Raw genomic sequence first — 22,866 nt, 5'->3', positions numbered from 1 at the left:
GGTGAATAAATTTACTTGGTTATTTTTTGCTTATTGGGGATCATCATGAAAGTAGTGCCATCCGATTCCCAGTTTTTTCATTTTATAACGCAAAGTCGTCACCGGAATCTTTAAGACCTCCGCGGCCCCGCCCGCGCCGGCAATTTTTCCTTTGCAATTTTTTATAGCCGCCATGATATGTGTTTTTTCAATCTCGTCAATGCTTTGAAATTCTTTTGCCGGAGCTGAAACAATTACTGTCGCCGTGCCCTCCTTTATTACGGGTATTTCCAGCCTGGAGATGACCGTTCCCTTTGACATGATCGCAAACCGTTCGATCAGATGTTTCAATTCCCTGATATTCCCCGGCCAGGAATATTCCACAAACTTTGCCATCATTACGGGGTCCAGTTTCTTTTCCGGCTGGCCGGACAATTTCGCCTGTTCCTTCAAAAAAAATTCGGCCAGCGCCGGAATATCCTCTTTACGTTCCCGCAATGCAGGGACCATAATCGGGAATACGTTCAGCCGGTAATAGAGGTCTATCCGGAAAAAGCCCAGCGCCACCTCTTTATCCAGGTTGCGGTTGGTTGCCGCGACGATCCTGACATCTGTTTTGATCGTCTGGTGCCCACCCAAACGCTCAATCTCCTTTTCCTGTATAACCCTTAAAAGCTTGGACTGAATATCCAACGGGAGTTCGCCGATCTCGTCGAGAAAAATGGTTCCCCCCTGGGCCTGTTCAAACTTTCCGATCCGTCTTTCAAATGCACCTGTAAAGGCCCCTTTTTCGTGACCGAACAATTCGGATTCTACCAGGGTTTCCTGGATAGCAGCGCAATTGATTTTAACGAAGGGTTTATTTTTCCTCGGTGATAAATGATGAATAATATTCACGATGCCCTCTTTGCCCGCACCTGTTTCTCCCAGTACAAGGACGGAGGTATCGTGCTGGGCAACCTGCACCGCCTGGTCGAGCGCAAAAAGCAGTTTGGGGCTTTTGCCTACTATCCTGGAGGTTAACTGCTTCAAAACGGACAGGTCATCTTTTACCGAGGGCCGTACTTTGGGTTTTGTTTTTAAGAAGAATTCCTGTATCTGCCCGACAAGCAACGTCAGTTCCGGTAGCACACTAATGATCAGTTTTGCATGTTCGTTACTGAAACTGTCCGCAAGGGAACTGTAAAAACAAACTCCGCCGGCAGTATCCCTGATACCAGGCATCCTGACGGTCAGTTCTGATTTAATGTCAAAGTCACTTACGATCTGATTAATGATCTTACCGTTCCTGCTTCTTTCCAGGAAGTCTTCACCGTTACGGTAGTAGATCTGCTGTCCTGTCAGGTAAGGCTGCCTGAATTCATTCATATCCCTGACCGAACCGGCAAGCGGACTGGAACCGTGAAGGTCGATAGCCTCATACTCGTCGAAGCTGACCCGTTTAAAACCCAGTAAAGGCTCCGAGAGTGAATTAAGATCTACCAATAAAAGTTCGAACGGGATCAGCGGCTGAAATGCTTTCAACATCAGTTTCAGTTTTTCCTCCGCAGGGACTTCCTTTTCATAAACTTCTGAAAGCAAACCGTTAAGCCAGGTCGCGTGACGCTGGAGCAGCTCTCTTTTATACCTGGATCTGTAGGTTGCGATCTCCAGGGCGATCAGGACATCCTTTTTCCGGAAGGGCTTAACCAGGAAACCGTCGGGCTGCGTTTTTTTTGCTTCGTTGAAGGTTGAATTATTGGAATTAGCCGAAAGATAGATAAAAGGCATATTCTGTGACATCAGTTGTTTGGCCAGATCTATACCGGTCGGCGCGCCCTGTAGAAGAATATCAATAATAACGATGTCAGGAGCCTTGCTTCTGATGAGTTCCAGCGCGCGTGCGACGGACCTGGCGATCCCGCAAACCAGGTAGCCCTCCATTTCCAGCGTAGAACGCAGGTCATTTGCTTCTATAAACTGGTCTTCGACAATCAATATACTCTCTTTCATTCATGCGGATTTAAATACGGTTCCCGCTTGGGATACTTGTTTAAGATACTAAAAATATACCTCAAATATCCATAAAATTAAATCACTGACACGCTGCAAACGTGTCATGTACCGGTTATGATATGCATCCCGGAACGTAAGCAAAATCAGTAACACTATTATTCTCCGATATGCACTGCTGCACCAGGGCTATCCGGCATGATCAACAACAGAACGGACAGGATCAGGAGCGTAAGCAGTTCGCAAAGCCCGGCCGCTTTAAACGCCTGTTCGTAATGCAGCCTGTCTGCATATTTCCCCAGGACACTGAAGAAGACTCCCCCGATCACGGAAACCCCGAGCGCTGATGACGTTTGCTGAAACGTTGAGTATAAGCCAGATGCGGCCCCCGCAAATTCAGCAGGAACGCTCTTCAAAGTTACATTTAATGTTGAAGGAATAGCAACGCCCATCCCGGCGCCATGGATAAAAAGCATCAGGGCGATGAAAGGCTGTGAATAATGATCAGATGAAAAGAAAAAGAGCTGGGCCCCGATCGATACAAATAAAAAGAACACGCCGGCCAGTACGACCTTTTTTCCATACCTTCCGATCAGCTTTCCGGAGTACAGGGAAGAGATGGTGCTGCCTATGCCGAAGATCACAAATAATTTCCCGGCAATAAAGGGATTATACTGAAATCCGTTCTGAAACAGCAATGTACTGATCAGCAGATAGGTATTATGAAAGACGAAAAGGCAAAAAACACAAAGCAAACCGATGTTGAAATCCCTGAACTTTAACAGGTCCGTATTGATCAGCGGAGCACCGCCGCGAAGACGTTTGCGGTCCTGATTTTTAAAAAAAAGAAAGAACAACAATGCTGAGCTTAACAATATGGCCCAGCTCCACCAGGGCCAGCCGTATTCGCGGCCAAGGATTAACGGGATGATCAGGCAGAACAGGGAAACGGTAAGCAGCACAACACCCGGGATATCAAATTTGCTGGATGCGTTTACGCCGGTTTCCTTCAGATATCTGAACGCCCCGGCCAGGGAGATGATCCCAAGCGGCAGGTTAATAAAAAATATCAGCCGCCAGCCCGGGATAAAGAAATGAAACCAGGTGAGAAAACCGCCGAGAAACTGCCCCGCAATGCTGGCGACACCCAGCGTAAATCCAAACCAACCCACTGCCTTTGCCCTGTCTTCAGGGTTCTGGAACAACAACTGGATATAGGACAAGGTCTGCGGCACCATAAGCGCCGCGCTGACACCCTGGAAAAAGCGGGCGATATTCAGTTCCAGCGCAGAACCGGATAACCCGCACCAGCAGGACGTCGCTGTAAACAAAAGCATCCCGGTTAAAAAAATCCGTTTCCTGCCGAAATGGTCGCCGAGACGCCCTCCTGTGATCAGAAAAGCGGCATAGCCGAGCAGGTAGCTGGCGATGACCAGCTGCACTTCCGCTTCCGTCGCATGAACACCCTTCCGGATTGCGGGAATGGCTATGTTGATGATAAAAACATCAATTACAGACAATAGGGGAGCGAAAAGCACGATCAGCAACGCGATCCAACGGGATTTACTTTCTGGCATATTACTTGATTTGGCCCATTGGCCGGGAATGATCGAACAGGTTCAGCATCCGACCACACCCGGTATGAGCTAGTATTTACGACAAATCCTGCGCAGAATAAGCGATCAGTTTTTCGATCTTTTCATCCAGGCCATGGCCCACTGTCTTCACTTTTTCGTCAAACAGGCTGAAATAAGTGGATGGCTTATCGTATTCTACAAAAACTTCCTTTTCATCGTTCTCAAAAACGATCATCCTGAATGGCGCATACAGCGCAACACCAATATTCATTTTGATCAGGTTGCCGGCCATCAGCGGGTTTCCCCAGGCAAATTGTTTTACGCGGTAGGTACCACCCTGCAGCCGGAGCACCTGTCCGGGATCTCCTGTAGGGAACATGTACATATTCTCCATTCCGGCTTTGGCTTTGATCGCTTCGATGGTGCCTTCGGGATCTGCATTTGCCGCTTCATCAGAAGGTGCGATAAAACGCCCGATGGCGGCTTCGAAGTTTTTAACGAAATTATCGAAAGTAGATTCAATTTTTTGGGTCACTTTGGTGACAGAAAACGTTCTTTCCATGGTGGTTTTGTTTATACTAAATGTTATTTAAGTGGCTGAATTAACAGAAATCGGTATTCCCCAGGTCAGCGGCCAGGATAAGGTCATACAGTTTTTTGTCCAGGGCAAGGCCTACCGCCCCTATTTCACTGCCGAATTGCCCGAAAAAAGAGGAAGGCTCATCATATTCCACGGTTACCGGCTTACCTTTTTCCTGATAGACCATGACCCTGACCGGTGCATACAGGCCGGCGGCGGGATTTGTCCTGGTCATGGACCCGGCGATCAAAGGGTTTCCGATGCCGTATACAAAGGCTTTTGTTTCTATGCCGTAAAGCTTCAAAAGCTGCCCGTGGTCCAGCCGGGAAAAGATCATTAAGCCTTCACGGCCGGCCATAGCTTCCATTTTGGCCCGTGCCCCTTTTGGATCATGGCTGATCTCCAGTAATACCGGTTCGTCGAACTTACCGGCAGCACTTTCCAGGTTGTTGACAAACTCATCAAAAGTCGACATGAGTTCAAGTACGATATGCCTGACTGAATTTACGCTTTCCATAAGAGATGATCTAAACTGTGAATGTTATTTTACTCGGATAAGTCACCATTAAAGTGCCACATCCTAAACAACTAATTCATAAACATTTAAACAACCTCTCCTTTATTTTCTTTACTTTATTTCGCATTTGAACCGTTTTTAATACTTCATATGGTAGCACGTCAGGCTTGCAGCTTAGTGATCCGAAGACGGGATCACCAATGGCTTCCTGGTATCACGCTTCGCGACAAAAATCCACCGCCGCATACACCTTTTCAGGAAGTCAGTGCTGCCTTTTTGTAATAAGGCCATACTTTTAAGAAGGTAAAAGCGGCCGACCCGGCCTGGATCAGCGCCAGGATATAAGCCCTGGTACTCAGGGCCAGCACGGTACCGGCACCCGTACCGGCAAAACAAAGCAGCAGGATCAGGCTGTAACCTGCGGCTTCCCGGCCTTTTCCGCTGAGGTACAGGCCCGCGATCCCCCGTCGCCAGGAAAAGGTTATAAAAACCCTGGTTCACAAAAAGGTTCTTCAGGGCCAGGGCCTGGGTGGCGTAATCCAGGTTGACGGGGTTATGGAGTAATTGAATGAGCGGCTGGTAAACCATAGGGTTCATCTATAACAGGGTTTCCAGAAAAAAAACATCAGGTGGACGACAATGACGAAGATCACTGAAATTTTAACGGCTGCTTTCATAACTCTGTTTTTGGATCAAAGGGTCTGTCAATTAATTCTTCTTTTTACATTAAATACCGGCTGCCCCCCTTTCGCAGCTCAAAAATGACCTTCCGGACCTCAGTGTCTGGAATAAGTCATAAATTAGCCAATCGGGAGCATATCTCGGCAAAAGTATTGCTTTTTCGAACAGTGTTCAATTATCTTTGCAAAGAAATTTACAGATGTCGATTACAGAAAGGAAAATAAAGGAAAAAGAAGAAATGCGGAAGCTGATACTGAACGGTGCCCGTAAAGTGTTTCTTGAAAACGGCTACGAATCCGCCAGCATCAGGAATATCGCGGAGGAGATCAGTTACAGCCCCAGCAGCATCTATTTTTATTTCAGGGAGAAAGGGGAGATTTTTCATGAACTGCATGAGGAGGGGTTTCGGTTGCTGCTGAATAACATGAAGGTCCTGGAACACGTCAATGACCCTTTCGAGCGCCTGAAGGCCATGGGCGGCGTCTATATAGACTTTGCCATCCATAATAAAGACTTTTATAACCTGATGTTCATCGTTGACGCCCCTTTGAAAAAGAAAGAGGAAGACGAACCCTGGAGAATGGGCGTCAAAACATTGGATTTCCTGATCCACGTGGTCAGGGAGTGTATCGCCGCAGGAAAGTTCCAAGGCCTGAATGCCGAAAACCTTTCCTTCACCATTCTGTCCGCCCTGCACGGTATGTGCGCCTTATTCTGTAAAGACAGGACGAGCACCTTTACTGACCGTACTTCCGAACAGCTGATCAGGGATGGGTACCAGACTTTCATGGCGATGATGGACAGGTTATAAAAAAATTTGACATTATTTCGAACACTGTTCTAATTTAAAACAGTGATAAATTTTAAAAACTATGAACATGCCGGGGCAGCTTCAGGCGAATCGTTCCTATGATATATCGAATGATTCCGGTTGAATTATGAGATAAAGTAAATTACAAATACAGACAAAAACACAAATAACTAACAATCAATAATTTACATACAGGCACCATCTTGGAGAACCGATTCAGGAAGTGTCGTAACAAATTAAACAAACAGAAAAATCATGAAAAACAAAGTTTTGGTTACCGGCGGAACCGGTAACACCGGCGGTCACGTCATTGAAAACTTATTAAGCCAGGGCATTCCTGTAAGGGCCCTTGTCCGCAAAATTGATGAACGTTCCGATGCACTGGCAGCCCGGGGTGTTGAAATCGTTGAGGGCGATCTGACCGACCTGGACGCCGTAACTGCTGCCTTGAAAGATATCAAAAGCGCCTTTTTTGTTTACACGATCAAGGAAGCGGGAATTCTGGACGCTACTGCCTACTTCGCGCAGGCGGCGTACGAAACCGGCGTGGAAGCGATCGTGAACCTGTCGCAGTTCGGGGCTAACCGCCATGTTAAAAGTCACGGTGCGCAAAACCACTGGATCGCCGAGCGCCTGTTCGACCGCGCCCCGGTACCGGTAACACACCTTCGTCCGACCCTGTTCGCGGAATGGTTCATGTACCAGGCCATGGTCATCAGGTCTGAAAGCAAATATTACCTCCCTTTCGGCGACGCTAAATTTGCACCGATCGCAACGGAGGATATCGCCCGTGTAGCAGCGGCTATACTTGCTGATCCTGCGCCGCATGCCGGAAAAAGTTACGACCTGTTCGGCCCCAAAATACTGAGCATGGCGGAGATCGCCGAGATATTTACCAGTGTGCTGGAAAGACCGGTGACCTATGTACCGATAGATACAGAAACCTTTATAGGTATCCTGAAGAAATTCCTGAATGCAGGGCCTTACTTTATCCAGCATGTAACCTCCCTGGGTCAGGACCTGGCTGACGGGCGCGAGGCCGGTATGAACGACCTGGTAGAGCAGCTGACCGGCCAGAAACCGCTTCAGATGGCAGACTATATTCTCAAGAACAAAGCAGCGTTCGCGTAAAACAAGTCAGCGAACTATCAGCTTTCCGGGCGGAATCATGCGCCCGGAAACAATCACCCGTATCTATAAAACTACCGGACACTATGTTACCCTATCTCAATAAGCTCGAAGAAGACCGGAAGCTGCTGCTGCAGGTAACGGAATCCCTGACGGAGGAACAGTATAATTTCATTCCCGAGGGTTTCAGTAACAACATCATCTGGAATCTCGGACACATCCTTGTGGTCAGTGAAAATATCCTGTTCAAAGACTCTGCTTTCCAGCGCCCTGTACAGGAAGTGATCCGGCAACAGTTTCAGCGGGGCTCCAGGCCTGAAACGAACATCGACGACGACGAAATATTTCTGATCCGCTATGCGCTGATGCAAACGGTCCGCTTCTATAAAAAAGCTGCAGGTATCGGGGATCAGAACGGGGAAACTAAAATCCAGCAGGGCAATTTCGTTCAGATGATCAGCGGGGAGCGGATGGAATTCCTTTTATTTCACGAGAAGATCCATTATTACAGGATCGGTAAACTGATGGAAATGGTCAAGGAAATATCATCTGCCACTCAAAATTTAAATAATCAATAAGCCGGTTTAAGGCTCAAGAAATGCCGGATATTCCGGGTCAGACCGGCCGGCGCTATACAACAACGTAAATATCAGAAATCATGGAAAAAAAAGTGCTGATCACCGGCGCAACCGGTGTAACGGGCAAACATGCCATAGCAAATCTCTTAAAAATGAACATCCCGGTGAGGGCCCTGGTCCATCGCCTGGACGAGCGTTCAGAAGCCCTGGCCGCGCAGGGGGTAGAGGTTGTCGAAGGCGATCTGTCAGATTTTAACCGTATCGGGGAGGTATTGCAGGATATCCGCGCGGCTTATTACCTCTTTCCTATCCAGGTTCCGGGAATCATCGAATCAACCGCCTACTTTGCACAGGCCGCGCTGGAAAACGGCGTTGAAGCTATCGTTAATATGTCCCAGGTGCCTGCACGCCGCACATCGGTCAGCCACGGCTCGCAGAACCATTGGGTGGCTGAACGGGTATTCGACAAATTCGGTGTACCGGTGACCCACCTGAAACCAACCTTTTTCGCGGAATGGCTGTTATATTCCATCCGTTCGATAAAAACCCAGGATGCCCTGATCTATCCGTTCGGGGACGTCGCTTACGCACCGATCACCGGCGAAGACCAGGGCCGTGTAATTGCTTCGATACTGTCCAACCCGGCTCCGCATGCAGGAAAGACCTACCCGCTGTTCGGGCTGGAGGAATTGACCCAGTACCAGATCGCGGATATGGTGTCTGAAGTGATCGGGCGCAAGATCACTTACCAACCGGTAGAAATCCCGGATTTCGAACCGATTCTGCGGACCGCTATGAGGGGTAATGATTACTTCACACAGCATATCCTTGCCGTTGCTCAGGATTGCCGTGACGGTTATTTTTCCGGTACCAATAATTATGTGGAAGAGATCACCGGCCAGAAACCGATGAGTATGATGGATTTTATCGTAAAATACAAAACCGCTTTACTATAGATCAAACAGCAGGTGATGAGGGACAGGAGCCGCATCATTAAAACGGGGCGGGGCATGGATATGCTCTGCCCCTGCTGCTTTTAAACCTTAACCCGATGAACTGTAAATTATTCATTACCGCCCTGTTAGGTATCTTGTCCGTGGTTACCGCCGGTGCACAGGTCAGACCTGCCTGCGATGCGCTGTTCCTTAAGGCAGACACCCTGATCAGCCGGAAACAATACCAGGCAGCCGCCAGGCTCTGTTTCCAGGCCTTTGACGAATCCCCGGTTTGCAGAAGCAATGCGAACCTGCTCAAAACAGCGAAGATCTGTATGCGGGCAGGGCTTCCCGACAGCATGTTCAGCTGCCTGACCCTGATCGTCACCCGTAAAGCCCATAGCGATTATGTGTACATCCTCTCCGACCCCGATTACCTGAAATTCAAACATGACGCACGCTGGATCCGGCTGAAATCCGCGCTTGACAGCTATTTGGGCGCAAACGCGAAAGAACTGGATTCGCTCCACCAGGAGCGCTTAAAAATGGATACCCGGCTGATGCTGCTGGCAAAAAAATTTGGATCCCGTTCGAAAAGATACCTGGCTTACCGGGATACCACGCATGAGCGGGACAGCGTGAATTCGATCAAGCTGCTTTCGATGATCAGGAGCTGGGGCTGGATGAGCGCCGATCAGATCGATGAGCGGGGCGTCGATTCCATGATCTACCTGTTCTGGAAATTAAGTTTCAGCGACCAGAAACGGTATTTCCCCATGATCTCCGCCGCCTTTAGGAAGGGAACATTTGACGCGAAACGATTTGCCGATATCGCTGACAGAATCGCGTTAAAAGATAAGGGCAGACAGATCTACGGTACCCAGCTGGGGACGGACAACCTGCCCTTACCTGTTGAAAACGCGGACAGCCTGAATTTCAGAAGGCGGGAGATCGGGCTGCCACCGGTCCATAAATAAACCGGCCGGGCTAGCGGCAGGACCAGCAGCCGTTTCGCTATTTCGGATTAAGCCCGCCGATTTACGAGATAACATAACGCTCCAAAAACAACACAACCGCAACATACTGTAAAACAAGCATATAAGCAATGGCATTATTCTGGCTTTCCTGTTCGCAACAAAGATCAACGCCCTATGACATCATTTGAAGTACCGGTTTACAGCGAAACGCCCGAAGCGCTGAAAGAGGTCTACGATAAATTTCAAAAAACCATCGGGTTTGTCCCGAACCTCTATGCGACCATCGGCTATTCTCCAAACGCGCTAAACGCCTATGCTGAATTCGCTGCCAGGCAAAGCAAAGGGACCTTTCATGCGAAGGACCGCGAAGCCATTTACCTGATCGTTTCTCAACTGAACGGCTGTCATTACTGCCTGGCCTCCCATACGGAATCAGCCATAGCGCACGGCTGGCCGGAAGAAGAAACACTGGAGATCAGGAAAGGAACGCATCCCGAGTTAAAATGGCAGGTTTTATACCGGGTTATAAAATCCGTGATCGAAAATAAAGGCGCGGTGGACCGCGGGCTGCTCGAAGCTTTTTCCAGCCTGGGTTACGGTAATGCCGCCCTGATGGACCTGATCTCCCTGATCATGGTCATGAGCCTGACCAACTACGTTTATCGCCTGACGCAGATTCCTATTGACTACCCGCTTGCCAAAGAGATCTGAACAGATCCGTTTTAAAAAACACCATTAATCTATCAATATTTTAAAACCATGAAAATTACAGTTAAAGACGGCACAGAGATCTACTACAAGGACTGGGGAACCGGGCAACCACTTTTTTTCCACCACGGCTGGCCCTTATCCTCGGACGACTGGGATACGCAACTGATGTTCTTTGTTGAAAAGGGCTTCCGCGTCATTGCCCACGACCGGAGGGGCCACGGCAGGTCTACCCAAACCTGGGAAGGCAACGATATGGACACCTATGCAGCCGATGTTGCCGAACTGACTTCCTTCCTCGACCTGAAAAACGCGATCCATATCGGCCATTCCACCGGCGGAGGTGAAGCGATACGGTATGCTGCAAAATACGGAAAAGACCGGGTGGCTAAGATCGTGCTGATCAGCTCGGTAACGCCATTGATGGTAGCCAGTGAAACTAACCCTGTTGGTGCCCCTATGGCGATATTCGACGACATCCGGCTGAATACCGCGACCCACCGCCAGCAATATTTCCAGGATTTCACATTCCCCTTCTTTGGCTATAACCGCGAGGGCGCAAAGATCTCCCAGGGGGTCAGGGATAACTGGTGGCGCCAGGCCATGATGGGCGGTATCAAAGCCCAGTACGATTGCATCAGTGCATTCTCTGAAACCGATTTTACCGAAGACCTGAAAAGCGTCGACCTGCCGGTACTGGTGATGCATGGTGAGGATGACCAGATCGTCCCCTTCCCTATTTCAGCTGAAAAAGTCATCAAACTACTGAAAAACGGCACGCTGATCACATATCCCGGTTTTCCGCACGGTATGCCGACCACGGAGGCAGCGACGATCAATGCCGACCTGTTAACTTTCATTAATTCGTAGTCGATACCGGAAGTCCCCGGGCCTCTTTCCGGATCTGTGAAATGCCTTGTCGCAACAGACAGGGCATTTTAATTCATCTGTTACCGGCACTGAAGCGAATTATCGTTGAAATGTCACAAAAGCAATTCAAAAATAAAACTACTCTTTTTTTAAAACTACTTTTTATTTAACTTTGGTTAATTATTAGAAACAGCGTTTCATCTGAAAAAGGACAAATATGAACAGCGAAAAAAACGAATATGTTGCTGAAAGTACAGAGAAGGAAAACATCGCGCTGTATGCAGCCGGAGCGGAAAAACACATCAGCATTGAAGCAGAAGACTGGCAGACGCAGGTAGAACGATACCAGACTGTAAAGCAGTCGGGCAGATCCGAAAAAACAGGCTGTGCACTGCCTGTTGCCGAAGCCGCGATGCTTGATTTCAGCGCTTGATCAAGTGTTATGAAAGCAACAGCCCCGATATCGACGAAGAAAAGAAGCCCGGACAGCCAGGTTAAGCAGGACGGGATGCGGAGAAAGATCTTCGAAGCGACCCTGAACATCTGCCTCCGGGAAGGCTGGGAAGCGGTGAGTATGCGCAGGATCGCACAGGTCATCGATGCAGCGGCTCCGCTGATCTACCAGTATTTTTTGAACAAAGAAGCGCTGCGGGCCGAATTAACGAAAACAGGTTTTCGCAGGTTGCTGTTCAGCATGCGTTCCGTACCGAATCCCGCTTTACCCCCGGAGCGGCAATATCTTGCCATGTGGCTGGCCTACTGGGATTTTGCCAAAGAGAACCAGCCATTATACCAGCTTATGCTGGGTGTTGCGCTTGATACCAACTCTGTTGAATCTTATCCTGAAGAAATCAACCCGGTCCTGAGATTGGTCAGCACTTTTACCGGAAACCAGCCGGCGGACCGGTATATAGACGAGGATAGCATCATCCGGAACGCGTACGCCGCCTGGGCCTTTATCCATGGCCTGGTGACACTACGCATTACCAGGAACCCACTTACTGAAAAAGAATACCTGCTGATCATCACGGAGCACATTGGCCTGATCTCCGGCACAGGCGTTTTGACGGATAATCGGGATCCGGCTACACCGGCATATCAACATATCAATTAAATTATTTAAATATTAAGCTCATGAAAGACGACGTCACCACATTCAAAGGATCGGTTCCCCAAAACTACGAGGACTACCTCGGACCGTTCCTGTTTGAAGATTTTGCAAAAGACCTGGCCGGAAGGGTAAGCGGCGAAAAAGTTCAGCAGGTACTGGAATTAGCCAGCGGAACCGGCAGGCTGACGCGGCATTTACTGGAACAATTGCCGGCCTCTGCTCAGATCACCGCGAGCGATCTCAACCCGGATATGCTGGAAATTGCCAGATCCAAAGTAAGCGGCCCCAACCTCAGCTTGCAAACGGCCGACATGCTGAATATTCCCTTTCCAGATGAGTCATTCGACCTGGTCGTCTGCCAGTTTGGGATCATGCTGGTCCCCGGCCAGGAGAAGGCTTTGCAGGAAATATACCGGGTGCTGAAAAAGGGAGGCAAACTGGTTTACAGCGTCTGGGGTGACCTGGATCAGAACGGTATCTGGAAGATAGGTGCCGAAACCATCAGATCATTCCTGGGTATCGACCCGATCAGGCAAAACCCCGGTCCGTTCTCCATGCAGCATGACGCTGAGGTATTGGACCTGATGAAAAACACCGGGTTTACGAACAACCAGGTTGACAGCGTCCGGGTAACCGGCGAGACCGGCAGCGCGGCGCTTGCGGCGAAAGGATTTATACATGGATTACCCGTTTTCATGATCATCAAACAACGCGACCCCGCGCTGCTTCCGCAGATCGAAGCAGCGCTGGCCGAAGAACTTGTCAGGGAACTCGGCGACGCGCCCCTGCGCTCTCCCTTACTTACGCTGGTGTTCGAAGGAACAAAATAAAGAAAAAGCAAACGCCGGGCAGTGCGGAACTGCCCGGCGTTAAGCCATTCCCGGGGCCTGTTACCCGAATAACCCGGGTCGCTCCGAGATAAATTCAGCAAAAGACCTGGGTTTGGTACCGGTGATCTCTTCCACGTTATTGTTCATTCCCTCAAGCCGGCCGGACCTGAACATATAGGCGATACCGATAAAATGCTGGATATTGAAAGGCCTGTTAAACGGCGAGTCGCTTTCGCTGACGATCTGCCCGAAAGCTTCAGGTTCCACTTCAATATAAGAGATCGTTCTGCCGACCTGGTCTGACAGGATTTTGGCCACCTCATACTGGGTCAGCTCCTGCGGCCCGAACAAAGGATAAATCTTACCCGCATGCGATGCCGGGTCCAGTAAAATTGCAGCAGCCACCCTTGCGATATCCTCACTGCTGATGGAGGCGTATTTCGCTTTACCGAAAGGCGTTACGATACGGCTGTTGTCCCTGATATCCTCCGCAAAATAGACCAGCCATTCCATAAAAAGGGTCGGTTGCAAATGGGTCACCGGGACACCGGACCTGTCCAGCATTCTTTCCGCGACCCAGTGGTTTTGCGCCGAATGGCTTGGCGCGTCCCGAAGCGAAGTCCGTTGCGAAACGTTGACGACCAGCTTCAGCTGTTCTTCCCTGGCCGCCTGGGCAAAATAAGCGGTCGCTTCCAAAAGCCCCGGGGCAAGAGGATACACAAAATAAGCGGTGTTCATGCCTTTTAATGCAGCGCTCACCGAATTAAAGTCATTGAGGTCGCCAACGACAATCTCCGCGCCGGAATTTTTCAAGGCATCGGAACGCTGGTCCTCCTGCCTGACCATTGCCCGGACGTTAGCGCCCGCTTTTAATAACTGGCTGACCACATGGGTCCCCGTGTCGCCTGCGGCACCGGTGACCAAAATATTGTTTTTCATCATACTGGTTTAAAATTGAACGATTGATTCCTGAAACCACCCCGTATTACCCAAGCTTCAGGCCACAACACAAAGCACTACCTGATAATCAGTTACAAAAAGGCACCAACATCCCCGATACTTTATTTCGGATTTCCACGCCCGGCACAACGAAAAATACAGCAGAAGGCCGGATCATTTTGAATCTAAAACAACAAAACAGATAAAAAGCTCAAAAAGAACACGTTGACTCTATCTCCTGATTGTAAAATATCAATAAAAACAACAATTTTTAACCCCATTAAGGACAAAACAAAGTACCTTTACTGATTGCAAATTAAAAGCAGTTCAAATAAAAAATCAGTTTTATTGATCATTGAAATAAGGAATAAAAAAATGGAAAATTACAGGTCATTTTCTCCGGTTAACCTCGCTGTCGAGGCCCTTGGAGATAAGTGGAGCCTGCTGATATTGAGAGACATGATATTTGAGGGTAAACGGTATTTCCGCGAGCTGCTCGTTTCAGAAGAAAAAATAGTTTCCAGTACACTGGCCAGCAGGCTGGCGACGCTGGAAAAAGACGGTCTCATCATGAAGCAGGCTGATCCCGCGTCAAAACAGAAAACCAGGTACAGTCTGACTCAAAAAAGCGTCGATCTGCTGCCGTTCATTGTTGAATCCATCGCATGGAGCTTAAGATACGAACCCGTGGATACCAGGCGGTACCAGCCGGCAGTCGAAATTGCGCTCGATAACGATGCCTATGAGCAGCTGCGCAGGCAACTGATCGCCGGCCATCTTGCGGGCTGAATGTCGGGCGATTCTCGTTGCACGGCCGTATATTAACGAAATATCGCGGCAAACCTCCCGGAACATAGCTATAATTACCTGTAGGACAATACGATATATTACGGCACTGATTTGGAAGGATGCGGAGCAAAGTGATGACGCCCGCATGGCTAACATTCATCACCCGATGCTTAAAACTATGAATGAAAAATTGTTAAAATTACCGGTGTGGCCGGCGTTCATTCAGGCCCGGTGCCCCAGGTGCCGCCGCGGCAGCATGTTTGCCAATGAAATGTACGGTTTTCACGGACAGCATATGAATAAGACGTGTCCGCATTGCGACCTGACCTTCGAAGTCGAACCCGGCTATTTCTATGTCTCCATGCTGCTGAGCTATGCCTTCAATGTGGCTGAAATGGTTACGCTTGCCGTAGCCATCTCCGTCCTGACAGGAAGTGAAAACCCCTGGCTTTACACGGCGGTCATTTTAACCGCAGCCATCCTGCTGTCGCCTTTTAACTTCCGTTACTCGAGGGTGGTGCTGCTTTACTGGATGACACCGGGGATCAGATACAACCCTGACCTTAGCGGTCCTGAACAAACCAGCGAAAACACGGATGAAAAAGCAGCCGGTTAAAACGGCTTGTGCGACGGAAAGTGCGATGCATAAACCTCATTAAGCCACACAGCAATTTCATCCCCCCAATCTTCAAACATGGAATTTTGTCACAGGATACCGTTCGGTATATTTTTTGAATAAACAATAAAAAAAGCTATGGAAAATCAATATGATATTATCGTGATCGGATCAGGCCCGGGCGGTTACACCGGGGCGATACGCGCGGCTCAGCTTGGCTACAAGGTGGCTATCATTGAAAAATACAGCACCTTAGGCGGAACCTGTACCAATGTGGGCTGTATCCCCGCGAAGGCGCTGCTGGACAGTACGGAACACTTTCACAAGGCCAAAGAAGAATTCGGTCTTCATGGCATCGAGCTGGACAACGGTTTACGCCTGAACTTCGGTCAGTTTATCGCACGTAAGGACGGCGTGGTGAAATCAAACACCTCCGGCTTAAATTACCTGATGAAAAAAAACAAGATCGATGTGCACACCGGGCTCGGCAGCTTTATCGATAACACCCGCCTCCGGGTGAGCAACGGAGGAACTGAGATCATACTCACCGGTAAATATTTTATGATCGCAACGGGCTCAAAACCCTCATCAATTCCCGGGGTGACCATTGATAAGAAACGCATCATTTCTTCTACGGAAGCGCTCTCCCTGCCCGGTCAGCCCAAATCGATGGTCATCATCGGCGGCGGCGTTATCGGCGTGGAAATGGCCTCGGTCTTTGCACGGATCGGTACCGAAGTCACCATTATCGAATATACCGATACCCTGATCCCGACGATGGACCGGGAACTGGGTAAAGCCCTTTTCAAAACGCTGGGCAAGCTCGGTATCAAAACACTGCTCGGCAGCAAGGTTAAATCAGCAGACAACATGGGAGAACAGGCCGTCGTCAAATTCGATGATCATTCCGGCAAAGAACAGGAGATCACCGCGGATTACTGCCTGGTGGCCGTTGGCAGGCGCGCCTATACCGATGGCCTGAACCTCAAAGCTGTCGGGGTGGAAACGGAGAAGAACGGAAAGGTAAAAGTAGATAGCCAGCTGCGGACCAATGTCGACAATATATATGCCATCGGCGACGTGATCGCAGGTCCCATGCTGGCCCATAAAGCGGAAGACGAAGCTGTATTCGTGGCGGAAGTGATCAATGGTCAAAAACCTCATATCAACTATAACCTGATCCCTTCGGTAGTGTATACCTGGCCTGAGGTCGCATCGGTCGGCGCAACAGAAGAAGAGCTGAAAGCCAGTGGCGTTCCTTATAGTTCGGGCAGTTTTCCTTACTCCGCGAGCGGCCGTGCCAGGGCAGCCAACGATACGGACGGGTTCGTGAAGGTACTCGTATCACCGCGCTACGGCGAAGTGCTGGGCGTGCATATTTTCGGCCCGAGAGCTGCGGACGTGATCGCGCAGTCCGTGGTCGGCATGGAATACGAAGTGACCGCAGAAGATATGTACCGCATCAGCTACGCCCATCCTACTTATTCGGAAGCCCTTAAGGATGCTTACCTGATCGCCTCCGGCCAGGGCGCGATCAATATTTAAAAACCGGCCGGTAAAACGAAAGCGGGAACCTGATCAGGTTCCCGCTTTCGTTATTTATACTTCATTCAGCTCTTCAACCGTCTTGCCAACGTGCTTCTGCAGCAGCTCCTGCGCCAGTTTTCGCTGCGCCTCCGGACCGGCCAGAACCAGGTCAACAGCAGGTTTGTATTTTTCACGGTCGACAGCCTCATATTTTACGCTCCATTTCATCGCTTCGATGATCATAGGCATCAGGTCAATACCTTTTTCGGTCAGGCTATAGGTGATCTTCTGCTTATGAGTAGGATCCTGAACCCTGGTCATGAGCCCCGCCTGTTCCAGCCCGTTCACGCGATCGGTCAGCACGCTGGAGCCGATGTTTTCTTCCATCTGCAGCAACTGTCTGAAATTGCGTTTGCCCTCAAACATCATATCACGAAGAATAAGAAGGCTCCATCTGTCGCCGAGGATCTCCACAATAAGATTCAGCGGGCAAAATGATCTGTGATTTTCCATATGAATATCCTTTTAATAAACTAATCAAATAATCATCCGATAATAAAAGCAGTCTTATCGGACAACTGGTTACAAATATACACCAAAAGATACTTAACAAAGTAATTTGAGGGTAAAAAGCCGCTTTTTGACGTCACTGCCCCGCTGATTTCCGAAATATCGTAGCGGCCGCAATTTACCGGCCCTGTTAAACAACTGTTAACCAGCGTCGTTCAGAAAGGTATCAATTTTGCAAGGTAGCATACCCGGTGATCCGCATCAGAGTCCTTTGCGCTCATCAGAAACCTTGATTTAGAAAATATGCATATATCCAACTACGTTATCCTGATCAACGGGGGAAGTACCGGGATCGGACTGGCCGCCGCGGAACTGTTGTCCGAAAACAATAAGGTGATCATCCTTGACCATGAACAGCTGCTGCTGGAAAAAGCGGTCAGGTCTTTACAGAACACCACCGGTATCCTGTGCGACATTACCGTAGAAAAAGATGTAACAGCCCTTATGGAAACCATCAAAACCCAATACCCGGATCTCAATATGCTGATCAACGCAACCCGCACCAATGATCCGGACATGATTAACAGCGAAGCAGATATTACGTTCCTACAGCATCTTTCCGATCTACAGGCTTGTTACTACGCCATCGTCCGGTTCTGGGAATTATGTAAACCCGTTCTGATGGCCAATCAGGACCCGGCGCTGGTGAACGTCATTTCCAATGTCGCTTACCGGCCCGCGACGGAACGGAAATGCCCAGAAGACGCGATCAATATCGCCCTGCATGCGCATACCCTGGGTTTGCGGCAGGCGCTGGCGACAAGTCATCTCAAGGTATTTGAAATGCTGGTCCCCCGCCATTACGAGACGCAGGCGGATCAGGGCAGCGCCACCATCACCGAATTCCAGCAGATAGCGGCTAAACGGCTGCTCAATGCCTTTTCGAACGATGAATTTGAGATCCATTTAGGCAGTTCATCCGTTCTCCGTGACCGGTATTACCGCGACGCCGGGTTGGGACTAAATGCATTGAACTGAATGGTTAATCTTATTGGTACCCTCCCTGTAACCTACGGGGCAAAAGCCTTTTCCCGAAACGTTAAATTCCTTACCGGATGCTTAGCTTAATATACGGTTCCGTTTTTACAGTGAGCACTTTCCCGCAGACCTTATGCCATGGAATACCTCTGGTCGTTCCATGTTCAGCCGGCCCTGCGGATGTCCGCCAGGTCGTGACCTGTTTCAGCCAGGTACAGATCCTGCAGAGCGTCGAAAGGAGCCCGGTAAATAAAACCACTGTTTTCCAATACTTTCCGCGCGGCATGGTTCCGGCGGTTGATCACAGCGGCTAACTGCCCGATGTCCTGCTGAGCCAATGCTTTTAAAGCCAGGGGCAAAAGGGAGCTCATCAGGTTTTGACCAGCGGCTTCCCTCCTGAGGTAAAACTCTATAAAATAAGGGTATTGCTCCAGCACATAATGTTTCCTGGACGTGGCCGGCGGAATAATATCGATGACGCCCGTCAGCAGGCCGCTGTTTTTTTCCGTAATTAAATGAGTATAGCTCTTACCGCAATGAAAATTCAGGATGGACATTTTCAACCAGTCTTCCGCATCCGCGACAGATCTGAGCCTTTTCCCGGGCAGGAAACGTAGGGTTTGCTGATCAGAAAGCAACTGGTAAATTTCCCGGGCCAGCGCGTCGTGCCGGTTGAGTTCCCGGGGCCCGAAAGGGTGGACTTGCCAATGTTCGTGCTCCAGGCAGATAGGTTCGATCATCATCGGGGTAAAATATTAATCTTGCAGACGCTGCGCAAAAATATTTTAAAACAATCCGGTTGTGTGGAAAAACCTCACTGAAGTACCCGGCACCACTCATTTAATCTTGAAAATTTTATCAAAAAAATTAAGTTTGCGACAAAATTCCCCTATCATGAAACCTCAGATCGCCGTTTTAGATGATTATCAACAAGTTGCTTTCCAATCCGCCGACTGGTCGGCAGTCCGTGAAAATGCGGAAGTCACCGTCTTCAGTGATCATATCAGCGACCCGGACGAACTCGTTAACAGGCTGGCACCATTTGAGGTCCTGTGTGTCATGCGTGAAAGGACGCCCCTGCCGGAACACGTGTTGAAACGGCTGCCGAAACTCAGGCTGATCATTTCTACGGGCACACGCAATGCCTCTATTGACACCAAAGCTGCGGCCGAACTGGGCATCAGCGTCAGCCATACCGGCTATGTAGAAAGCGGGGCACCGGAACTGACCTGGGCATTGCTGATGGCCCTATTAAGGCACATCCCGGCAGAATCCCGCAATTTCAGGGAAGGCGGATGGCAAACCACCGTCGGCATCGACCTGAAAGGAAAAACACTGGGGATCGTCGGCCTGGGCAGGATCGGCGCTAAAATGGCCAGGTTTGCCAAAGCATTTGAAATGAAAGTGATCGCCTGGAGCGAGAACCTCACCGAGGAGAAGGCCCATCGTGCAGGAGCCGAACTGGTGTCCAAAGAAAGATTATTTAAAGAAGCCGACATCGTGACCTTACACCTGGTCTTAAGCGAGCGCTCGAGGCATACTGTTGCTGAACCGGAGCTGAAGCTGATGAAACCGTCGGCATTCCTGGTCAATACCAGCCGGGGCCCATTGGTAGATGAAAAAGCATTGTTGGCCGTATTACAGTCCGGGGCAATCGCGGGAGCGGCGCTGGACGTGTTCGACACCGAACCTTTGCCTTCCGATCACCCTTTCCGCAGTTTGCCTAATGTTTTGGCGACTTCACATATCGGGTACGTCACGGAAGAGACCTACAAAGTATTTTACCAGGATACGGTGAAGGCAATACAGGACTGGCTCGGTGATCAAAAATAACCGACGGCAACCGGACGGGCAATCATAACAGGGTGGTCATAACCGCGTCCTTAGCAAGGCGCTAAAACGCGAATGTCCCAAGGCATTCTTTAAAGAGCACCAAAGCAAGCGGCCGTACTTCTGCCGGTAAAATAAAACCGGGTTTTATTTTCAACCGGAAACATGGCAGGCCGAAACTGTTGTGGGCAATGACGATATCAAAGCAATCCGCAAGCGTGCCGCACCGGTAGTTGTGCAGAACTGCCCGGTACGCTTCATCATGCATAGACAACCGGGCTGTGAACTGTTGTTTTCTCAAAGTAAATTCGGGTATTCCATCTGGTCGTCTGCTCATGCGTAGCGCTCCTCGTGTATTTAAACGGCATTATTCCAAAAACGTTTAATTATAAAATGAGACAGGCTGTCTTTCAATACAAATACAAGGACCCCATCCAACCCACAAAATACAACTACAGGTTGTAAAAAAAGATTAACCCTATATCTTTGCCGCGAATTAATCCCCCTACCTATGGATGACAAAGCAAAAGCCCGGGAGGCCCGTATACAGTTTGGTCGTAAACTGGTACTCGAGCGGGCATACCGTGTGATGAGCCTGGAACAATTAGCAGAACGTACCGGTATCTCCACCTCCGTGCTCAGCGCCATAGAAGAGGGTACCACTGATTTTCCGATAGACTATATGCTGCTCATTTTTGATGCGCTTGATATTGATGGAAAAGACTTTTTTACAGATTTCAAATAATTTTTTACCCACCCCATTACCGACACGCCGCAGTAACCAGTCTTAAAAATTGAGAAAATTGCCAGGCAGGAACATCAGGAATTGGTCAGGCGCACCATTTACAAAAAAGCGCTGATCCATACCGGCTAATGACATAGCCCCCCCTCCTTCGTAGTCCCCTCCTGACCATATCTGCTACCTAATCTTAGCCCATTTTTCCAACAGCTTAAAAAATAGTCCTACTCCGAGTCGGAGTACCTCGGAGCATTTTGGGAGTCCGCTTTGGGAGTTTTGTATCGCCGCCGCAGCAATGGGGCTGCGGTCAAAACTACCGCTTATGTTTCACCAAATCTCATGGGCAACCTATGGCACCGGCGTATTACTGACGGCCGCCATCTATTATGCCATCATCGGGCTGACTTTCTACAAGACCGGGCTCCGCAACCTTTTCAACAGGCTCCGGGGCAGAACCCGCCCCCATACCAATCTTTCTGCCGGGGACCTTCCTTTGCCGGATTACAGTATCGTGGGCCCGACCCGGACAGACGATGTGGATTATGTCCCCCAGGACGAACTGGTTTTCGGGCCCGCTGAGGGCGCAGACGAAGATCCATCGTCATCATCACCTTCCGGCACTCCCACATCGGACATTGAACTGCCTGAGGCTTATTCCGGGATGATCGCTGAAGTAAAAACATTGGTCAGGGTCGTCAACGAATCCGGGGAACCCAAAGAAAATTTTGAGCTGCTTTTCCGGCTGATCGTCGGAAAATACCCGGAACTGGCCGGTTCTGCTGCGGAACAGCTGGTCAACGACTACCTCCTGAGCGAGGGCGTGGCAGAGCTCCCCTTTCCCCTTAACGAACAGGAACTAAAAACACTATGGTTGAACGAAGATAAACTGCAAACCACATGAAAACGAACATCTTAAAATCCATTTCCCTGCGAAGGACAAAACTTTTCAAAGCAGTAACGGCCCTCATTAGCCTTATTATTCTTACCATCCGGGATGCATCCGCTCAGGATGGTAACGCGGGGATCAACGAGGCTACCACACAAGTGAAAAGCTATTTCGATACCGGCACCAACCTGATGTACGCGATCGGGGCGATCGTAGGTCTTGTGGGGGCGATCAAGGTATTCAAAAAATGGAATGACGGTGAGCACGACACCGGTAAAGTGGCCTCCAGCTGGTTCGGCAGCTGCATTTTTCTGGTCGTGGTCGCTACCGTGCTCAAATCATTTTTCGGGGTCTGAGCCCAGTAATGATACAACAACTGGTCTAAAACAATTCATAAAATTATGGCAATCTATCAGATCAACAAGGGCATTAACCGCCCTATCGAATTCAAAGGGCTGAAAGCCCAGTATATCGGTTACCTCGGCGGGGGCCTGGTTTGCCTGCTGGTACTCTTCGCCGTGCTTTACATTGCCGGTATCCCGGTTTTACTTTGTGTACTGGTCATCGCAGCCCTGGGCAGCGCATTGTTTATGCAGGTTTACCGCCTGAGCCACCGTTACGGGGAGTTCGGGCTCATGAAGCGTGCCGCCAGGCGCTACCTGCCCGGGTATCTGAAATTCCGTTCCAGAAAATTGTTTAATCATTTATCACGTTGATC

The 22,866-nt window shown here is 49.5% G+C and carries 27 protein-coding genes; 19 read left to right on the top strand and 8 right to left on the bottom strand.

All coding sequences use genetic code 11. The features are described 5' to 3' along the window. Positions 1 to 30 precede the first annotated feature (30 nt). From HYN43_RS02915 to HYN43_RS02900, 4 genes are all read right to left on the bottom strand, one after another. A complete protein-coding gene (locus HYN43_RS02915; protein ID WP_119408027.1) occupies positions 31 to 1,971 on the bottom strand; it encodes a sigma 54-interacting response regulator in 1,941 nt (646 codons plus the stop codon). Positions 1,972 to 2,129: 158 nt separating this feature from the next. After that, the gene (locus HYN43_RS02910) at positions 2,130 to 3,548 is read right to left on the bottom strand and encodes an MFS transporter (RefSeq protein ID WP_119408026.1); all 1,419 of its coding nucleotides are present in this window, start codon (positions 3,546 to 3,548) and stop codon (positions 2,130 to 2,132) included. Positions 3,549 to 3,624: 76 nt separating this feature from the next. Further along, positions 3,625 to 4,110: a DUF302 domain-containing protein gene (locus HYN43_RS02905; protein WP_119408025.1), complete on the bottom strand. Its 486-nt coding sequence runs from the start codon at positions 4,108 to 4,110 to the stop codon at positions 3,625 to 3,627. A gap of 40 nt (positions 4,111 to 4,150) precedes the next feature. After that, a complete protein-coding gene (locus HYN43_RS02900; RefSeq protein ID WP_119408024.1) occupies positions 4,151 to 4,645 on the bottom strand; it encodes a DUF302 domain-containing protein in 495 nt (164 codons plus the stop codon). Between the two features lie 880 nt (positions 4,646 to 5,525). Here HYN43_RS02900 and HYN43_RS02890 point away from each other — a divergent pair. The 10 genes from HYN43_RS02890 (at position 5,526) to HYN43_RS02845 (ending at position 13,274) form a co-directional block, all read left to right on the top strand. Then, on the top strand, positions 5,526 to 6,137 hold the full coding sequence (locus HYN43_RS02890; RefSeq protein ID WP_119408022.1) for a TetR/AcrR family transcriptional regulator: 612 nt from the start codon (positions 5,526 to 5,528) through the stop codon (positions 6,135 to 6,137). A 255-nt stretch (positions 6,138 to 6,392) separates the two neighbouring features. Continuing rightward, positions 6,393 to 7,268 carry an NmrA family NAD(P)-binding protein gene (locus HYN43_RS02885; RefSeq protein WP_119408021.1) on the top strand — a complete coding sequence of 292 codons (876 nt, stop codon included), beginning with the start codon at positions 6,393 to 6,395 and terminating at the stop codon, positions 7,266 to 7,268. A gap of 83 nt (positions 7,269 to 7,351) precedes the next feature. After that, the gene (locus tag HYN43_RS02880) at positions 7,352 to 7,843 is read left to right on the top strand and encodes a DinB family protein (RefSeq protein WP_119408020.1); all 492 of its coding nucleotides are present in this window, start codon (positions 7,352 to 7,354) and stop codon (positions 7,841 to 7,843) included. 80 nt (positions 7,844 to 7,923) lie between these two features. Continuing rightward, complete coding sequence (locus HYN43_RS02875) at positions 7,924 to 8,799, top strand: NmrA family NAD(P)-binding protein (protein ID WP_119408019.1); 876 nt, start codon at positions 7,924 to 7,926, stop codon at positions 8,797 to 8,799. A 95-nt stretch (positions 8,800 to 8,894) separates the two neighbouring features. Next, entirely contained in the window at positions 8,895 to 9,755 is an 861-nt protein-coding gene (locus HYN43_RS02870) for a DUF6624 domain-containing protein (protein ID WP_119408018.1), read from the top strand. 174 nt (positions 9,756 to 9,929) lie between these two features. Beyond that, complete coding sequence (locus HYN43_RS02865) at positions 9,930 to 10,466, top strand: carboxymuconolactone decarboxylase family protein (protein ID WP_119408017.1); 537 nt, start codon at positions 9,930 to 9,932, stop codon at positions 10,464 to 10,466. Between the two features lie 48 nt (positions 10,467 to 10,514). Continuing rightward, positions 10,515 to 11,333, top strand: coding sequence for an alpha/beta fold hydrolase (locus tag HYN43_RS02860; protein WP_119408016.1), 819 nt, complete (start codon positions 10,515 to 10,517; stop codon positions 11,331 to 11,333). 217 nt (positions 11,334 to 11,550) lie between these two features. Further along, positions 11,551 to 11,766, top strand: a complete 216-nt coding sequence (locus tag HYN43_RS02855; RefSeq protein ID WP_119408015.1) for a hypothetical protein — start codon at positions 11,551 to 11,553, stop codon at positions 11,764 to 11,766. Positions 11,767 to 11,775: 9 nt separating this feature from the next. Beyond that, a complete protein-coding gene (locus HYN43_RS02850) occupies positions 11,776 to 12,447 on the top strand; it encodes a TetR/AcrR family transcriptional regulator (protein WP_119408014.1) in 672 nt (223 codons plus the stop codon). 20 nt (positions 12,448 to 12,467) lie between these two features. Next, positions 12,468 to 13,274: a class I SAM-dependent methyltransferase gene (locus HYN43_RS02845; RefSeq protein WP_119408013.1), complete on the top strand. Its 807-nt coding sequence runs from the start codon at positions 12,468 to 12,470 to the stop codon at positions 13,272 to 13,274. A gap of 60 nt (positions 13,275 to 13,334) precedes the next feature. On the opposite strand, the gene HYN43_RS02840 is transcribed toward HYN43_RS02845, so the two are convergent. Beyond that, entirely contained in the window at positions 13,335 to 14,216 is an 882-nt protein-coding gene (locus HYN43_RS02840; protein ID WP_245447134.1) for an NmrA family NAD(P)-binding protein, read from the bottom strand. 372 nt (positions 14,217 to 14,588) lie between these two features. On the opposite strand from HYN43_RS02840, the gene HYN43_RS02835 reads away from it, so the two are divergent. From HYN43_RS02835 to lpdA, 3 genes are all read left to right on the top strand, one after another. Beyond that, complete coding sequence (locus HYN43_RS02835) at positions 14,589 to 15,002, top strand: winged helix-turn-helix transcriptional regulator (protein ID WP_162996278.1); 414 nt, start codon at positions 14,589 to 14,591, stop codon at positions 15,000 to 15,002. Positions 15,003 to 15,180: 178 nt separating this feature from the next. Further along, positions 15,181 to 15,618 carry a DUF983 domain-containing protein gene (locus tag HYN43_RS02830; RefSeq protein WP_119409232.1) on the top strand — a complete coding sequence of 146 codons (438 nt, stop codon included), beginning with the start codon at positions 15,181 to 15,183 and terminating at the stop codon, positions 15,616 to 15,618. Between the two features lie 138 nt (positions 15,619 to 15,756). Further along, positions 15,757 to 17,163, top strand: a complete 1,407-nt coding sequence (lpdA, locus tag HYN43_RS02825; protein WP_119408011.1) for a dihydrolipoyl dehydrogenase — start codon at positions 15,757 to 15,759, stop codon at positions 17,161 to 17,163. Between the two features lie 54 nt (positions 17,164 to 17,217). Here lpdA and HYN43_RS02820 read toward each other — a convergent pair whose 3' ends face one another. Further along, on the bottom strand, positions 17,218 to 17,658 hold the full coding sequence (locus HYN43_RS02820; protein ID WP_119408010.1) for a winged helix-turn-helix transcriptional regulator: 441 nt from the start codon (positions 17,656 to 17,658) through the stop codon (positions 17,218 to 17,220). Positions 17,659 to 17,958: 300 nt separating this feature from the next. Between HYN43_RS02820 and HYN43_RS02815 the strand changes: the two genes are divergently transcribed. Then, entirely contained in the window at positions 17,959 to 18,693 is a 735-nt protein-coding gene (locus HYN43_RS02815; RefSeq protein WP_119408009.1) for an SDR family NAD(P)-dependent oxidoreductase, read from the top strand. 164 nt (positions 18,694 to 18,857) lie between these two features. Here HYN43_RS02815 and HYN43_RS02810 read toward each other — a convergent pair whose 3' ends face one another. Continuing rightward, positions 18,858 to 19,436 carry a GNAT family N-acetyltransferase gene (locus HYN43_RS02810; RefSeq protein WP_119408008.1) on the bottom strand — a complete coding sequence of 193 codons (579 nt, stop codon included), beginning with the start codon at positions 19,434 to 19,436 and terminating at the stop codon, positions 18,858 to 18,860. Positions 19,437 to 19,587: 151 nt separating this feature from the next. Between HYN43_RS02810 and HYN43_RS02805 the strand changes: the two genes are divergently transcribed. Continuing rightward, the gene (locus HYN43_RS02805) at positions 19,588 to 20,526 is read left to right on the top strand and encodes a D-2-hydroxyacid dehydrogenase family protein (protein WP_119408007.1); all 939 of its coding nucleotides are present in this window, start codon (positions 19,588 to 19,590) and stop codon (positions 20,524 to 20,526) included. A 61-nt stretch (positions 20,527 to 20,587) separates the two neighbouring features. On the opposite strand, the gene HYN43_RS02800 is transcribed toward HYN43_RS02805, so the two are convergent. Further along, the gene (locus HYN43_RS02800) at positions 20,588 to 20,860 is read right to left on the bottom strand and encodes a hypothetical protein (protein WP_162996277.1); all 273 of its coding nucleotides are present in this window, start codon (positions 20,858 to 20,860) and stop codon (positions 20,588 to 20,590) included. Between the two features lie 174 nt (positions 20,861 to 21,034). Here HYN43_RS02800 and HYN43_RS02795 point away from each other — a divergent pair, with 174 nt between their 5' ends. The 4 genes from HYN43_RS02795 (at position 21,035) to HYN43_RS02780 (ending at position 22,864) form a co-directional block, all read left to right on the top strand. After that, positions 21,035 to 21,268 carry a helix-turn-helix domain-containing protein gene (locus HYN43_RS02795; RefSeq protein WP_119408005.1) on the top strand — a complete coding sequence of 78 codons (234 nt, stop codon included), beginning with the start codon at positions 21,035 to 21,037 and terminating at the stop codon, positions 21,266 to 21,268. 316 nt (positions 21,269 to 21,584) lie between these two features. After that, on the top strand, positions 21,585 to 22,163 hold the full coding sequence (locus tag HYN43_RS02790; RefSeq protein WP_162996276.1) for a hypothetical protein: 579 nt from the start codon (positions 21,585 to 21,587) through the stop codon (positions 22,161 to 22,163). Further along, on the top strand, positions 22,160 to 22,504 hold the full coding sequence (locus HYN43_RS02785; RefSeq protein WP_119408003.1) for a DUF4134 domain-containing protein: 345 nt from the start codon (positions 22,160 to 22,162) through the stop codon (positions 22,502 to 22,504). Before HYN43_RS02790 ends, HYN43_RS02785 begins: the two co-directional genes overlap by 4 nt. A 45-nt stretch (positions 22,505 to 22,549) precedes the next feature. Then, complete coding sequence (locus tag HYN43_RS02780; RefSeq protein ID WP_119408002.1) at positions 22,550 to 22,864, top strand: DUF4133 domain-containing protein; 315 nt, start codon at positions 22,550 to 22,552, stop codon at positions 22,862 to 22,864. The last annotated feature ends 2 nt before the right edge of the window (positions 22,865 to 22,866 follow it).

Origin of the sequence: Mucilaginibacter celer (assembly GCF_003576455.2) — a bacterium.
GTDB lineage: Bacteria > Bacteroidota > Bacteroidia > Sphingobacteriales > Sphingobacteriaceae > Mucilaginibacter > Mucilaginibacter celer.
Note: the sequence above shows the minus strand (reverse complement) of the source record. Positions and strands in the feature narration are given on the sequence as shown.